The sequence below is a fragment of the Aeromicrobium sp. Root236 genome, from assembly GCF_001428805.1.
GTDB lineage: Bacteria > Actinomycetota > Actinomycetes > Propionibacteriales > Nocardioidaceae > Aeromicrobium.
This window is the reverse complement of sequence record NZ_LMIS01000001.1, coordinates 1202567-1216355: the sequence shown is the minus strand read 5'-3', so window position 1 is coordinate 1216355 and position 13789 is coordinate 1202567. Positions and strand designations below refer to the sequence as shown.

Below are 13789 nucleotides of genomic sequence, written 5' to 3'. Positions count from 1 at the left end.
ATCAGTCGGCGACCAGACCGGCCGCCGGAGCGATCCGTGCGGCCTGTCGCGCCGGCAGCACGCAGGCGAGCAACCCGGCCGCGGCGGCGACCAGGAAGATCAGCCCGATCTGGGTCCACGGCACCGTGAGATCCGGCGCCGAGCCGAAGATGCCGTCCGCGAGCGTCTTGACGCCGAACCACGCATAGAGGGTGCCGAGCCCGATGCCGAGCACGGCCGCCACGCCCGCCATCAGGAGCGACTCGATCGCCAGCATGGCCCGCAGGCCCGATCGCTCCAGCCCCATGGCGCGCAGCAGCGAATTCTCCCGTACGCGTTCGAGCACCGAGAGGCTCAGCGTGTTGCTGACCCCGATCAGGGCGATCAGCACGGCGATCGCCAGGAACCCCACGGTGACGGCGAGCACGATCGCCAGCAGCTTGAGGATGTCGGCGCGCTCCGGCAGGCCGCCCGTGAGGTCGAGGTCCGACGCCTTCGCGATCGAGGCGACATCGGACGTGACGGCGCTCGAGTCGGCGCCGTCGGTGGCACGTACCCAGGCCGCTCGAGGCGACGCCGTCCCGCCCAGCGACTCGAGCGTCGCCCGGCTGACGATCGCGGCGTCGCCGAGTCCGGCGGCGTACCGGACGTTGAGCTCCCGCATCGCGTGGCCGGCCGTGATGGTGATCGTGTCGCCTGAGGCCACGTTGCCCGTGCCGCCCGAGATCATGACGTCGTTCGGGCCGAGGTCCGGCAGCGCGCCGCCGCGCACGAGAGCACGTGCGGCCCGGTCGGCGCCGAGGACCGTCATCGTCTCGTCGCCGACCCGCGCATCGATGCCGGGCAGCTCGATCGCGCGGCTCACCCCGTCGACGGCGGAGAGCTTGGCGGCGAGGCCCTGTGGCAGCGAGCCCTTCGTCGACTCTGCGATGAGGTCGACCGGGTGGTTGCTGTCCAACGAGGTGTTGACCTTGCGGGAGATCGACGCCGAGCCCACCACCACCGAGGTGATCAGGGTGACGCCGATCAGCAGCGCGGTGGACGTGGCCGCCGTACGCCGTGGGTTGCGCATCGAGTTGCCGTGAGCGAGGCGTCCGGGCACTCCGGCTCGACGAGCGAGCGGGCCGGCCATGCGTATCGCGGCAGGCACGAGAACGGGCGTCAGCAGCAGCACGCCGACGAACGAGAACATCCCGCCGACCAGCCCCGCGAGCAGCTGGCTCTGCAGGCCGAGCAGGAGTCCGGCGGTGCCGATCAGCAGGAAACCGGCTGCAGTGACGAGGCGCAATGCGCCGGCCTTCGTGCGAACGTGGACCGCCTCCTGCGGCTGGAGCGCGGCCAGGGGGGACTGCCGGCCGGCTCGCCGGGCGGGCACGTACGACGCGGCGACCGTCACGGCGATGCCGAGCAGCACCGGCAGCAGCACCGCGCCCACGGTGAGCGTGGCCCCACCCATGGGCGTCGACGGTGACCAGTGGCCGATCGCCGCCTTGCCCCCTACGGCGATGACGAATCCGGTCACCACGCCGAGCGCGGCACCGATGGCGCCGATCACGAGTCCTTCGGCGACGACCGACCTGGCGACCTGGGCGCGTACGGCACCGACGCAGCGCAGCAACGCCAGGTCTCGGGCGCGCTGGGCCAGCAGGATCGTGAACGTGTTGGCGATGACCAGAGCCCCCACGAACAGCGAGATGGCGGCGAACACGAGGATGAGCTTCTGGAAGATGTCGATGCCGTTCGTCGCCCGAAGGCGGAGCGTGCGCTCGTACGCGTCGGCGGTGCCGATCTTGACGCCGCTGGTGACGCGATCGAGCCGCGAGGCGACGGCGGCGGGATCGCCGGAGACGGCGAACACCTCGTCGATCTGCTCACCGATGTCCCCGAGGCCGGGGAAGGTGCGCTCGGGCAGGTAGAGGACCGACCGCAGCGGGCCGTCCTGGTCGTCGACGATGCCGGTCACCGTGAACGTCCGGGACGTGGCGCCGACGTCCATCCGCACCGAGTCACCTGGTCGGACGTGGTGGCGCCGCGCCCATGACGACGAGATGGCGATCTCGCCGTTGGCGGTGGGCAGGCGACCCGTACGCGTCTCCTGCCAGCGCAGGTGGCGATCCGTCGCCACGCTGCCGAGCGACACCATCTGGGGGCCGCGCGACAGGGTCACGTCGGTCCAGCCGCGCCAGTTGACCGCGGCGGCGGTCACGTCCGGGTCTGCCAGCGCACGGGTGCGCAGCTCGGCGTACTGGCGTGGGCCGGTGGCGTCGGTCGCGGCAACGTCCGCGCCGCGGTACTGCCTGCCGACGGTCTCGTTGGCGCCCTCGCGGGCGGCCGAGCTCAAGGTGTTGATCGCGACGATGAAGGCCGTGGCGATGAGGACGGCGACGAGCGCCGCGACGTAGCGGCGGGCGTACGTGCCCATCGAGGCGAGGACGACGTGTCGCACGGCTCAGCCTCCGATCCGGCGGAGGGCATCAAGGATGCTGTCCTGCGTCGGGTTGTCGATCTGGGTCGCGACGCGGCCGTCGGCGATCAGCACGACCCGGTCGGCGTACGCCGCGGCGCTCGGCTCGTGCGTGACCATCACGGTCGTCTGCCCGAGCTCGCGCACCGAACGGCGCAGGAAGCCCAGCACCTCGGCGCTCGAGCGGCTGTCGAGGTTGCCGGTGGGCTCGTCGGCGAACACGATCGTCGGCCGGCTCATGAGCGCGCGGGCGATCGCGACGCGCTGCTGCTGGCCGCCGGACAGCTGGCTGGGCCGGTGGCCGAGTCGCTCGCCGAGTCCCAGCACCTCGATGAGCTCGTCGAACCAGGTCCAGTCCGGGTCCGTGCCGGCGAGGTCCAGCGGCAGCAGGATGTTCTGCTTGGCGGTCAGCATCGGCAGCAGGTTGAAGGCCTGGAACACGAAGCCGACGTGCCGGCGGCGGAAGCGGGTCAGCTCGTTGTCGGACAGCGAGGTCAGCATCAGGTCGCCGACCTGCACCTCGCCGGAGGTGGCCTGGTCGAGGCCGGCGAGGCAGTGCATCAGCGTCGACTTGCCGGAGCCCGAGGGTCCCATGATCGCGGTGAACTTCGCCGTCTCGATCGTCAGGTCCACGCCGGCGAGCGCGTGCACCTGTGCCTCGCCGCTGCCGTACGTCTTGGTGAGCCCGGCCGCGCGTGCGGCGATCGCGGGGATCGTGGTGGGTGGGTCGAGGACCGTCATGCCTGCTCCTGTGGTGGTCGTCCGGGTGTGCTCACCACGCTAGGAATCGGCGGACCGCGAATCGTCAGTCCGCGGACGGGACCTGCCGACGTCGGGTCATACCGGAGTCGTACGTCAGGGGGCGCCGGGACTGACCAGACCGGACTCGTATCCCAGCACCACGAGCTGGACGCGGTCGCGGGACCCGGTCTTGGCGAGGATGCGCCCGACGTGGGTCTTGACGGTCGCCTCGGCGAGGTAGAGCCCGGTCGCGATCTCGGTGTTCGACCGGCCACGCGCGATCAGCTCGAGCACCTCGCGCTCGCGGGCGGTGAGGGCGGCCAGCCGGTCGTCGTCGTCCGGGTCCGGCGCGTCGGAGGCATCGAGGAAGCGCTCCAGCATGCGTCGCGTGACGCTCGGTGCCACGACCGCGTCACCGCCGTGGACGTCGCGGATCGCGCCGAGGAGGGTCTCCGGCTGGGCGTCCTTGAGCAGGAATGCCGAGGCACCGGCGCGCAGCGCGTTGTAGACGTACTCGTCGAGGTCGAACGTCGTGAGCACCACGACGCGTGGCTGGTCGGACCTCGCGGCCAGCACGCGGGTGGCCTCGACCCCGTCCATCCGCGGCATGCGGACGTCCATCAGCACGATGTCGGCCGCGGTGACGGAGAGGAGCTCGACCGCCTCCGCGCCGTTGCCGGCCTCGCCGACGACCGTCATGTCGTCCTGCGACTCGATCAACATGCGGAACCCGGCTCGTACGAGCTGCTGGTCGTCGACCAGGAACACCCGGATCATGTTGCCACCGGGACGACGGCCTTGACCCGGAAGCCGCCGCCGGGACGCGGCCCGGCCTCGACCTCGCCGGCGTGGACGGCGATGCGCTCGCGGATGCCGAGGATCCCGTGCCCCTGGCCGTCGTCGGCAGCCGTGCCGCCGCGCCCGTCGTCGTCGACCTGGATGCGCACGGAGTCCTGGGTGACCCGCAGGTCGACCGAGGCCGTGACGCCCGGACCTGCGTGCTTGAGGGTGTTGGTGAGCGCCTCCTGCACGATCCGGTAGACCGTCAGGCCGGTGGCCGCGTCGAGCCGGCCGAGGTCGCCGAGCACGTCGAGCTCGATGACCAGGCCGCTCGCCCGCAGCCCCTCGACGAGGCCGTGGATGTCGGTCGCGCCCGGTACCGGTGCCAAGGGAGTCTCGCCGTCGTCGTCACGGAGGATGCCGAGCAGCTTCCTCATCTCGGTCAGCGACGAGCGGCCGGTCTCCGAGATCGTCCGCAGCGTCTCGACCGCGACCTCGGGCCGCTTCTCGGCGGCGTACAAGGCCCCGTCGGCCTGGACCACCATGACCGACAGGCTGTGGGCCACGACGTCGTGCATTTCTCGGGCGATGCGGGCGCGCTCGGCGGCGGTCGCGATCTGGGCCTGTTGTGCCGCGTCACGCTCGAGCTGCTCGGCCCGCTCCTCGAGCCCTGCGACGTACGCCCGACGGGTGCGCGCCAGGTAGCCCAGCATCCAGGCGGCCAGCACCAGCGCCGACAAGGGCACGAAGTAGCTGATGACCTGGGCGACGTCCGTGATCGAGGGCGACCACCGTGCGCCCGCGACCGCAGCGCCGAGGATGCCGGTGGCCAGCGACGCACGGACCGCCCACGTCGGACCGTACGCGGCGACGGCGTGCAGGGCGATCAGGAGGGCGACGTCGCCGTAACGAGGCGTGTCGAACGCCACGGCCTGCGCCAGGAGCAGGAGGCAGATGACCGTGAAGGTCAGCACCGGAGCCCGCCGGCGCAGCACCAGGGGCAGGATCAGCGCGATGTCGAGGAGCTGCTGGGCGGTGCCGGTGAACACGTACGAGGCGAGTGGGATGAACAGCACCATGCCGGTGAGCCCGACGTCCTGCCACAGCGTGTCGATGCGGCGCCACAGGTCGGATCGCTCACGCATGGGTCTCACCCTAGTGAGCCGCGCGCCGCCGGACGTCCGACCGAGGGATGACTTTGGGCAGCCACACCTTCGTGGTCGCCCCTGCGTGGTTGCCCTAGGCTCGGGCTACCGCTCAGGCGGCGATCTTGTGCTTGGTCCTGTCCTTCTTCTTGACCTTGACGAGCTTGCGCTTCTTGACGGTGTAGCCCTCGGGGAGGGTGCCCTTCTTCATCATGCGGATGGGACACCGCTTGCAGGCAGGCTTGCTGCTGCAGCACTTCTTCTTGGGTGTCGGGGGCACGGGCCTAGGATATCAGTGTGAGGTGAGCCTCGCCTAAGACGAGAGAGTGGGACACGGGACACATGGCAGCACCAGCATTCGTCGCAAAGCTCAACGAGCAGCTCGGGTACGAGTTCGGCGCGCACCAGCAGTACGTCGCGATCGCGACCTATTACGACGCGCTGACGATGCCGCAGATGGCGGCGTTGTTCTACCAGCAGGCCCTCGAGGAACGCGACCACGCGATGATGATGGTCCAGTACCTCCTCGACGCCGACGAGACGCCGGTGATCCCCGCGCTCGAGGCCCCCAAGGTCGACTTCACCGACGTCGTCGAGCCGGTCGCCGCGGCGCTCGCACAGGAGAAGCGCGTCACGGAGCAGATCAACGAGCTGACCCGGATCGCCCGTGACAACAATGACTTCGCCTCCGACCAGTTCATGCAGTGGTTCATCAAGGAGCAGGTCGAAGAGGTCTCCAAGATGAGCGACCTGCTGGCTGTCGTCACGCGGTCCAAGGACGACTACGAGCGCATCGAGGACTGGGTCGCCCGCGAGGAGCCGAGCCCCGAGAGCGATCCCACGGCCCCGCCGATCGCCGGTGCCTAGGACCTTCCTCGTTGTCGTCGCCGTCCTCGCGGCGGCGCTCTCGGCGTGCGGCAAGGATGCCGGGAGCGACGCGTCGTCCTCGGGCACCGCGCTCAAGATCATCCTGGTGTCCGACAAGGGCGCGGACCCCGAGACCTACACGCTGACGTGCGACCCGCCGGGCGGCAACCATCCGCAGCCGGCCGAGGCGTGCGCAGCCCTCGATGCCGCCGGCGCCGAGGTCTTCGAGCCGGTCCCCAAGGACCAGGTGTGCACCGAGCTCTACGGCGGCCCGCAGACGGCGACGGTCACGGGCACCTACGAGGGTGACAAGGTCGATGCGACCTTCACACGTACGAACGGGTGCGAGGTCGACCGCTGGGAGCAGCTCGGCACGACGTTCTTCAACGTCCCCCTGCAGTGAGCCGACTCGCGAATCTGGTCTTGTCCGCCCATAACCGGACAAAAGCAGATTCTCCGGTCCCGCCTAGAACAGTCGCAATGACGGGTCGTCGATGCCACGCAATTCGTCGTAGTTGACGACGACGCACTCGATGCCGCGATCGGTGGCGAGCGTGCGCGCCTGCGGCTTGATCTCCTGAGCTGCGAAGATGCCGCGCACGGGCCGCAGCGACGGGTCACGGTTCATGAGCTCGAGGTAACGGGTCAGCTGCTCGACACCGTCGATGTCGCCGCGACGCTTGATCTCGACCGCGACGGAGCCGTTGGCGGCGTCCTTGCACAGCAGGTCGACGGGACCGATCGCGGTCATGTACTCCCGGCGTACGAGGCTCATGCCGGGTCCGAGCGCCGTGGTGTGCTCCGCCAGCAGCTCCTGGAGGTGCTTCTCGACGCCGTCCTTCTGCAGGCCCGGGTCGACGCCGAGCTCGTGCGCCGAGTCGTGCAGGACCTCCTCGATGCGGATGCGCAGCGTGTCGTCGGTCTTGCCGGCCGTGACGGTCCACTCGGTGACCCCGTCGTCTGCGAGGCCCTCGCGCAGCGTGCACGGTGGGCTCATCCAGTTGAGCGGCTTGTAGGAGCCGCCGTCGGAGTGGATCAGCACCGATCCGTCGTTCTTGACCATGATCAGGCGGGTGGCGAGTGGGAGGTGCGCGGCGAGCCGGCCGGCGTAGTCGACCTGGCACCGCGCGATGACGATCCTCAACTCATCCTCGTCAGCGTGCCGAGCTTGAACACGAGGGTGTCGCCCTCGATCGTTCCCTTGTCGGTGTTGCCGTCGTCGCCGATCAGCGAGACCGTCGCGCCGTCGATGTCGTAGGTGCCGACACGGAAGTCCTTGACGCCCTCGAAGTCCTCGACGTACGTGCCGTCGTCGTGGAAGTGCACGACCCACTTGGCGTCGACGTCGTGCCAGTCGCCGGTGAGACCTGACGCCGGCTCCTCGGTCGGGTCCGAGGTCGGAGCGGACGGGCTGCTGCTCGTCGTGGTCTCGGTCGGCGTCGGCTTGTCAGCCGGTTCGTCGCTCGTGCCACAGGCCCCGAGCCCTAGCAGAGCGAGGCCCACGATGGCTGTAACCATCGTCATACGTCGATTCATCGTTCTCCCATGGAGCCAGCGGCACGGTCAGGTTAGTCTGACACGACCCGCTTATTACTCAGGAGTAGCCATGCAGGAAATCGTCGAGAGACTGGGCGCGAGCGACACCGCCGCCGACATCGCGCGCACATTGCTGCTGCCCTACCTCAACCACGCGGCCACGATGTACGAGAGCGGCTACGCCACCCACGACGACATCGACGCCGCGATGCGCTTCGGCTGCGGCTACCCGATCGGCCCGCTGGCGCTGATCGACGCGCTCGGTCCGCAGACCGTGGCGACCGGCCTGGAGAAGCTCTACGCCGAGACCGGCGACGAGCTGCACCAGCCCGTGAGCATCCTGACCCAGATGGCTGCCGACAGCACGACGTTCGCCCAGGCCGTCGGCGACGACGAGGCCGACTCTCCGCAGCTGCGCCACGACATCGAAACGGTCGGCGTCGTCGGCACCGGCACGATGGCGTCCGGCATCGTCGAGGTCTTCGCCAAGGCCGGCTACGACGTCGTCTACGTCGGCCGCAGCGCCGACAAGCTCGACGGCGTCCAGGCGCGCATCACCAAGAGCCTCGACAAGGCGATCTCGCGCGGCAAGCTCGACGAGGACGGCAAGTCGGCCGTGCTCGGCCGGCTCAGCGGATCGACGGAGCGGGAGGCCCTCGCGGGCGCCGACATCATCGTCGAGGCGATCGCCGAGGACCTCGAGGTGAAGCTCGAGCTGTTCCGCGACCTCGACCGCATCGCCAAGCCGGGCGCGATCCTGGCGACGACCACATCGTCGCTGTCGATCACCGCGTGCGCTGCGGTGACGTCGCGCCCTCAGGACGTCATCGGCATGCACTTCTTCAACCCCGCACCCGTCATGAAGCTCGTCGAGGTCGTGACCGCCGACGAGACCACCCCTGAGGTTGCCGAGACCGTCCGGGCGCTCTGCCTGTCGACCGGCAAGCACCCGGTGTCGTGCGGCGACCGTGCCGGCTTCATCGTCAACGCGTTGCTGTTCCCCTATCTCAACGACGCCATCAAGCTGCACGAGGCCGACGGCGGCTCGCTGACCGAGATCGACGACGCCATGAAGGCGACCAAGCTGCCGATGGGCCCGTTCGAGCTGCTCGACGTGGTCGGCAACGACGTGTCGCTCGCGATCCAGGAGACGTTGGTCAGCACGTTCGGCCACGCCGGCTGGCTGCCCGCGCCGACCCTGCAGAAGCTGGTCGCCGACGGAAAGCTCGGCCGCAAGACCGGGGCGGGCTTCCACACGTACTGAGCAGCCAAAAGTTACGGCATTCCGGGCAAAGTTCTTTTTCCCGCCGTGCCGATAACCATGGCGTGATCACCTCGTTGCTCTGTCCAGAGGGTATGGACAGGAGCACCGATGATCAGCACGTCGCTCGTGTTCGTCGCCGCACGCACCGTGCGCCGGGCGGCGATCGTGTGCGCTGTCGGCCTACTCGTCGGCTACGTCGCGCTCTCGTCGTTCTCGAGCCGCTACGGCACGTCGACGTCGCTGACCTTGGACAGCAAGAGCGCCCAGACGGCGCTGTCGGTCGCGGTGTCGGCGCAGGAGTCCGCGGGGCTCACCTGCAGCCCCAAGCCCACGCTCACCGACGTGGTGCTGTTCCAGCGCGGGCGCAACGAGGTCTCGGTGCTGACGTTCGACGAGGCCATCAAGGCCTCGAGCGCCAGCGAAGGCTCGATCCGTCGCTACTGCACCTAGAGCTCCCGCCGACAGAGAGCGTCGCCTGACTCGCGAGCCGCATGCAGCGTCCTGACGGCGTTGTCGTCGGTCGCCGCACAACCCCGGTGCGCCTCCCTCCGCCCCCTACTCGCAGAGCTCGTGGGGGGACCCCCATGCCTTGCCAGCCCGCCACCTGCGCCCCGCTCGCTTAACCGGCGCCCCTGTCGGCGGGACCTCCTCCGTAGACTGGAGGCATGTCCCGTCGCCGCGTCGCCCACCGTGCGCACCCGCCGCTGCGGACGACGACCGAGCAGGTCGAGGACAAGGCCGACGGCTCCTGGTACGTACGACAGCTCCGCGGCTCGGGGGCAGCCAAGGACTATCGCTGCCCCGGCTGTGCCCGGCTGATCCGCCCAGCGACGCCGCACGTCGTGGCCTGGCCGGTCCAGAAGGCGCTGCTCAGCGAGGCGGCCATCGATGAGCGCCGGCACTGGCACACCGCCTGCTGGGCCAGGAAGCACTGAGGACCCCATGACCGAGAAGATCCGCGGCAACTCCGTGCTGCCCGCCCGTCGTGAACAGATCACGCTGGAGACGGCAGACGGCCTGAGCCTCGTGGGCGAGCTGGCCCTGCCGCCCGACCGCGAGCCGGTCGCGACGATGATCTGCCTGCACCCGCTGCCGACGCATGGCGGCATGATGGACAGCCACCTGTTCCGCAAGGCGTCCTACCGGCTGCCTGCGCTGGCCGGCATCGCGGTGCTGCGCTTCAACACCCGCGGCACGTCCAGCGTGCAGGGCACCAGCGGGGGAGCGTTCGACAACGCCGTCGGTGAACGCTTCGACGTCGCCGCCGCTGTCGAGTACGCCGAGTTCGCGGACCTGCCGCACCTGTGGCTCGTCGGCTGGTCGTTCGGCACGGACCTGGCGTTGATGTACGGCCTCGAGCCGGCCGTCGAAGGCGCCGTCCTGCTGTCGCCGCCGCTGCGCTTCTCGACGCCTGAGCACCTCGCGGCCTGGGCCGACTCCGGCAAGCCCGTCACCGCTCTGGTGCCGGAGCACGACGACTACCTGCAGCCGCCCGAGGCGCGCGAGCGTTTCGCCGCGATCCCGCAGGCCGAGGTCATCGCGGTCGACGGTGCCAAGCACCTGTGGGTCGGTGACTCCGAGCGTGCGCTCGACGAGATCACGCGCAAGCTCGCGCCGGGCGTCCCGGTGCCGTTGCCGGACACCTGGGACGGCCCGATGGAGCGCGCCGACTCCTCGGCCTACCGCGACCGCACGGTCGCGGCGTTCAAGGACGTGCCGCGCTAGCTAGCTCGTCTTCTCCTCGACGGCTTCCTCGGCGTCGGCCTCCGCGGGCTCGTCGGCCTTGGCCTCCGCAGGTGCCTCCGCCTTGGGCTGCTCCGCCTTGGGCTGCTCGGCTGCGGGCTCGTCGGGCGCTGCCTCGGGAGCCGGCTTGTCCTCGGCCTTGTCCTTGGGCGCGCCTTCCTTGACGCTGGTCGGCGCGAACGTCGAGACGATGTCGCGCAGCTGACCCATCTGCGCCATGATGCCGTCGCGCTTGCGCTGCAGCTCCTCGACCTCGGCCCGCAGGACGCGGGTCTGACGCTCGGCGTCGGTCGTCGCGCTGACCCGGATGTGCTGGGCCTCGGCGCTGGCGCCGGAGACGAGCTGCGAGGCCTCGGCCTTGGCGTTGTCGAGCAGGCGAGCGGCCTCGGCGCTCGCGGCGTCGCGAGCCTTGGCGGCCTGGTCCATGATGTCGCGGGCCCGGTCGTCGGCGGCCTTGGCGCGGGTCTCGGCGTCCTTGACGAGCTTTGCGGTCTGCTCGGTCGCCGATGCGTGGTTCTCGGAGGCTTCGCGCGCGAGGCGCTCCTTCTCGACGGCGAGCACGCGGCGGGCCTCGGTGACCTCGCGGTCGGCTGCGGCGCGGGCCTGCTCGACTTCGCGGGTCGCACCGAGACGCATGTTCTGGGCGTCCTGCTCGGCGGCGAGCTTGACCTGGGCGGCCTCGCGCTCGGCGTGGGCGCGCAGGTCCTCGGTGTGGGCGATCGCGTCGGCGTGCATCGCCTCGGCGTCCTCGAGGAGCTGCTTGCGCTTCTCCTCGAGCTCGATGACGGCGCGGCCGCGCATCTCCTCGGCCTCGTGGTTGGCGGTGGCGCGCACGATCGCCGCCTCCTCCTCGGCCTTCTTGACGAGCTCGTCGGCCTCGCGCACGGCGCGGTTGCGTACGTCCTCGGCCTCCTGCTCGGCGAGCCCGAGGAGCTGGGCGGCGTGGTTGCCGAGGCCGGTGTAGGTCGGCTTCTCGACGGCCTCGACGCGGTCCTTGAGCTTCTCGATCAGGTCGCGGAGGTTCTCGTTCTCGGCCTGGACGGCCTTGAGGCTGTCGGCGGCCTTCTGGAACTCGGCTGACTGCGTGCGGACCCAGGCGTCGACGGCGTCACTGTCGTAGCCGCCGCGGCGGGCGAGCGGGAAGGAAGCGTCGCCGGACTTCTCGGCGGCGTCGAAGATGGACAATCCGGACTGGTCGGACATGCTGTTCCCATTCGTGAAAGAGAGGGGTTGTCAGGTGTGGGTCCACCATACCCGCCGGAAAGGGGCACCGACACGGCCGTTGTCGGCCGTATCGATGCCCCTGGGGAGTCCGCGCGGCGAGAGTGTCAGATGCCGCGACAGTGCCGGTGAGTTCCGAGGGGTCTTCGTTCCTCAGACCCCTCGGAACCTGTTGATCTTGTCGAGGTGCAGCGCGCGCTTCTCGGCGTCACGGACACCGAGACCCTCCTCTGGGGCCAGGCACAGCACGCCGACCTTGCCCTGGTGCAGGTTGTGGTGCACGTCGAGCGCCGCCTGGCCGGTCTCCGCGAGCGGGTAGACCTTCGACACGGTCGGGTGGATGAGCCCCTTGTCGATCAGCCGGTTCGCCTCGAACGCCTCGCGGTAGTTGGCGAAGTGCGAGCTCTTGATCTGCTTGAGGTTCATCCAGAGGTAGCGGTTGTCGTACTGGTGCATGTAGCCCGACGTCGAGGCGCAGGTGATGATCGTGCCGCCCTTGCGCGTGACGTAGACGCTCGCACCGAACGTCTCGCGGCCCGGGTGCTCGAACACGATGTCGGGGTCCTCGCCGCCCGTGAGCTCACGGATCTTGGAGCCGAAGCGCTTCCACTCCTTGGGGTCCTGGTTGTGCTCGTCCTTCCAGAACTTGTAGCCCTCGGCGGAGCGGTCGATCACGTGCTCCGCGCCGAGCGAGCGCACGATCTCGGCCTTCTCCGGCGAGGAGACGACGCACACGGGGATCGCGCCGCCGTTGAGGGCCATCTGCGTCGCGTACGAGCCGAGACCGCCGGACGCGCCCCAGATCAGGACGACGTCGCCCTGCTTCATGTTGGCGCCGTTCTTGCTGACGAGCTGGCGGTACGCCGTGGAGTTGACCAGGCCCGGGCTCGCGGCCTCCTCCCAGGAGAGGTGGTCCGGCTTGGGCATGAGCTGGTTGGACTTGACGATCGCCAGCTCGGCGAGGCCGCCGAAGTTGGTCTCGAAGCCCCAGATGCGCTGCTGCGGGTCCATCATCGTGTCGTCGTGGCCGTCGGGGGACTCCAGCTCGACCGACAGGCAGTGGGCGACGACCTCGGCGCCGGGCTTCCACGCCGTCACCCCGGGGCCGGTGCGCAGCACGACGCCGGCCAGGTCGGAGCCGACCACGTGGTACGGCAGGTCGTGGCGCTTGGAGTACTCGCTCAGCCGGCCGTAGCGCTCGAGGAAGCCGAACGTCGAGACCGGCTCGAAGATCGAGGTCCACACGGTGTTGTAGTTGATCGCGCTCGCCATGACGGCCACGAGGGCCTCGCCGGGGGCGAGCTCGGGGATCGGGACGTCGTCGAGGTGCAGGCTCTTGCGCGGGTCCTTGTCGCGGCTCGCCATGCCCTCGAACATGTCGACCTCGTCCTTGTGAACCGTGATTCCCTTGTACGTCTGGGGGAGGGCGATGTTCGCGAAGTCCTCGGAGGAGGTGTCGCCGGCCTGGATGGCATCAAGGATGTTCTGCACGTCGTGGATCCTTCGGTTCGGGGGCGCGCGGGTTTCCGTGATGTTACTAAGCGTTAACTTCTGCGGCTACGGCTTGAGGCTGTGATCCCCAACTCAGTGGATTCAGTGCGATGCCGCGGGCTCGACGAGCTCGACGAGGACGCCGCCGGCATCCTTCGGGTGGACGAAGTTGACCCGGGAGTCGGACGTGCCGCGCTTGGGGTTGTCGTAGAGCAGCCGCACGCCACGCTCGCGCAGGATCGCCGAGACGGCCTCGATGTCGGCGACGCGATAGGCCAGCTGCTGGATGCCCTGGCCGTTGCGGGCCAGGAACTTGGCGATCGTCGACTCGTCGCTGAGCGGGGCGAGGAGCTGGATCCGCTGGTCGGAGTCGCCGACGGCGAGCATCGCCTCGCGCACGCCCTGCTCCTCGTTGATCTCCTCGTGCACCGAGTGCAGGCCGAACGTCGAGGCGTAGAACTCCAGCGCGTCGTCGAGGTCCGGGACCGCGATTCCGACGTGGTCGATCGCGAGGAGGAGGTGGTCGGGGACGAGGGGGCTGTCAGGCATGGACACGAG

16 protein-coding genes are annotated in these 13789 nt (G+C 69.6%); 6 read left to right on the top strand and 10 right to left on the bottom strand.

The genetic code is table 11. From position 1 onward, the window contains the following. Position 1 precedes the first annotated feature (1 nt). From ASE12_RS06075 to ASE12_RS20330, 5 genes are all read right to left on the bottom strand, one after another. Positions 2–2425 carry an ABC transporter permease gene (locus ASE12_RS06075; protein ID WP_056398239.1) on the bottom strand — a complete coding sequence of 808 codons (2424 nt, stop codon included), beginning with the start codon at positions 2423–2425 and terminating at the stop codon, positions 2–4. Positions 2426–2428: 3 nt separating this feature from the next. Then, entirely contained in the window at positions 2429–3184 is a 756-nt protein-coding gene (locus tag ASE12_RS06070; RefSeq protein ID WP_056398236.1) for an ABC transporter ATP-binding protein, read from the bottom strand. Positions 3185–3298: 114 nt separating this feature from the next. Next, the gene (locus ASE12_RS06065) at positions 3299–3961 is read right to left on the bottom strand and encodes a response regulator transcription factor (protein ID WP_056398233.1); all 663 of its coding nucleotides are present in this window, start codon (positions 3959–3961) and stop codon (positions 3299–3301) included. After that, positions 3958–5109: a sensor histidine kinase gene (locus ASE12_RS06060; RefSeq protein ID WP_056398230.1), complete on the bottom strand. Its 1152-nt coding sequence runs from the start codon at positions 5107–5109 to the stop codon at positions 3958–3960. Before ASE12_RS06060 ends, ASE12_RS06065 begins: the two co-directional genes overlap by 4 nt. A 112-nt stretch (positions 5110–5221) precedes the next feature. Continuing rightward, complete coding sequence (locus ASE12_RS20330; protein WP_200954973.1) at positions 5222–5389, bottom strand: hypothetical protein; 168 nt, start codon at positions 5387–5389, stop codon at positions 5222–5224. Between the two features lie 62 nt (positions 5390–5451). Here ASE12_RS20330 and ASE12_RS06055 point away from each other — a divergent pair, with 62 nt between their 5' ends. Both ASE12_RS06055 and ASE12_RS06050 read left to right on the top strand, forming a co-directional pair. Then, positions 5452–5976, top strand: coding sequence for a ferritin (locus ASE12_RS06055; protein WP_056398227.1), 525 nt, complete (start codon positions 5452–5454; stop codon positions 5974–5976). Beyond that, positions 5969–6379 carry an SSI family serine proteinase inhibitor gene (locus tag ASE12_RS06050; RefSeq protein WP_200954972.1) on the top strand — a complete coding sequence of 137 codons (411 nt, stop codon included), beginning with the start codon at positions 5969–5971 and terminating at the stop codon, positions 6377–6379. Before ASE12_RS06055 ends, ASE12_RS06050 begins: the two co-directional genes overlap by 8 nt. Before the next feature lie 63 nt (positions 6380–6442). On the opposite strand, the gene nucS is transcribed toward ASE12_RS06050, so the two are convergent. After that, entirely contained in the window at positions 6443–7120 is a 678-nt protein-coding gene (gene nucS / locus ASE12_RS06045; RefSeq protein ID WP_056398224.1) for an endonuclease NucS, read from the bottom strand. Further along, positions 7117–7500 (bottom strand): hypothetical protein, encoded by a 384-nt coding sequence (locus ASE12_RS06040; protein ID WP_056398222.1) that lies wholly within the window; start codon positions 7498–7500, stop codon positions 7117–7119. Before ASE12_RS06040 ends, nucS begins: the two co-directional genes overlap by 4 nt. Before the next feature lie 82 nt (positions 7501–7582). On the opposite strand from ASE12_RS06040, the gene ASE12_RS06035 reads away from it, so the two are divergent. From ASE12_RS06035 to ASE12_RS06020, 4 genes are all read left to right on the top strand, one after another. Then, the gene (locus tag ASE12_RS06035; RefSeq protein WP_056398220.1) at positions 7583–8776 is read left to right on the top strand and encodes a 3-hydroxyacyl-CoA dehydrogenase family protein; all 1194 of its coding nucleotides are present in this window, start codon (positions 7583–7585) and stop codon (positions 8774–8776) included. Positions 8777–8884: 108 nt separating this feature from the next. Beyond that, entirely contained in the window at positions 8885–9226 is a 342-nt protein-coding gene (locus ASE12_RS06030) for a hypothetical protein (RefSeq protein ID WP_056398218.1), read from the top strand. Positions 9227–9441: 215 nt separating this feature from the next. After that, positions 9442–9711 (top strand): hypothetical protein, encoded by a 270-nt coding sequence (locus tag ASE12_RS06025; RefSeq protein WP_056398215.1) that lies wholly within the window; start codon positions 9442–9444, stop codon positions 9709–9711. 7 nt (positions 9712–9718) lie between these two features. Further along, the gene (locus ASE12_RS06020; protein WP_056398212.1) at positions 9719–10501 is read left to right on the top strand and encodes an alpha/beta hydrolase; all 783 of its coding nucleotides are present in this window, start codon (positions 9719–9721) and stop codon (positions 10499–10501) included. Here ASE12_RS06020 and ASE12_RS06015 read toward each other — a convergent pair whose 3' ends face one another. The 3 genes from ASE12_RS06015 to mce form a co-directional block, all read right to left on the bottom strand. After that, positions 10502–11722 (bottom strand): DivIVA domain-containing protein, encoded by a 1221-nt coding sequence (locus ASE12_RS06015; RefSeq protein WP_056398208.1) that lies wholly within the window; start codon positions 11720–11722, stop codon positions 10502–10504. Between the two features lie 171 nt (positions 11723–11893). Beyond that, entirely contained in the window at positions 11894–13231 is a 1338-nt protein-coding gene (gene ccrA, locus ASE12_RS06010) for a crotonyl-CoA carboxylase/reductase (protein ID WP_056398207.1), read from the bottom strand. 102 nt (positions 13232–13333) lie between these two features. Further along, positions 13334–13780, bottom strand: a complete 447-nt coding sequence (mce, locus tag ASE12_RS06005; protein WP_056404573.1) for a methylmalonyl-CoA epimerase — start codon at positions 13778–13780, stop codon at positions 13334–13336. Between the last annotated feature and the right edge of the window lie 9 nt (positions 13781–13789).

Bases quoted from the DNA above. Each gene is read 5' to 3' on its own strand.
- ASE12_RS06070 (WP_056398236.1), bottom strand. From the start codon at position 3,184: ATGACGGTCCTCGACCCACCCACCACGATCCCCGCGATCGCCGCACGC.
- ASE12_RS06065 (WP_056398233.1), bottom strand. From the start codon at position 3,961: ATGATCCGGGTGTTCCTGGTCGACGACCAGCAGCTCGTACGAGCCGGG.
- ASE12_RS06060 (WP_056398230.1), bottom strand. From the start codon at position 5,109: ATGCGTGAGCGATCCGACCTGTGGCGCCGCATCGACACGCTGTGGCAG.
- ASE12_RS06055 (WP_056398227.1), top strand. From the start codon at position 5,452: ATGGCAGCACCAGCATTCGTCGCAAAGCTCAACGAGCAGCTCGGGTAC.
- ASE12_RS06040 (WP_056398222.1), bottom strand. From the start codon at position 7,500: ATGACGATGGTTACAGCCATCGTGGGCCTCGCTCTGCTAGGGCTCGGG.
- ASE12_RS06035 (WP_056398220.1), top strand. From the start codon at position 7,583: ATGCAGGAAATCGTCGAGAGACTGGGCGCGAGCGACACCGCCGCCGAC.
- ASE12_RS06030 (WP_056398218.1), top strand. From the start codon at position 8,885: ATGATCAGCACGTCGCTCGTGTTCGTCGCCGCACGCACCGTGCGCCGG.
- ASE12_RS06025 (WP_056398215.1), top strand. From the start codon at position 9,442: ATGTCCCGTCGCCGCGTCGCCCACCGTGCGCACCCGCCGCTGCGGACG.
- ASE12_RS06020 (WP_056398212.1), top strand. From the start codon at position 9,719: ATGACCGAGAAGATCCGCGGCAACTCCGTGCTGCCCGCCCGTCGTGAA.
- ASE12_RS06015 (WP_056398208.1), bottom strand. From the start codon at position 11,722: ATGTCCGACCAGTCCGGATTGTCCATCTTCGACGCCGCCGAGAAGTCC.
- mce (WP_056404573.1), bottom strand. From the start codon at position 13,780: ATGCCTGACAGCCCCCTCGTCCCCGACCACCTCCTCCTCGCGATCGAC.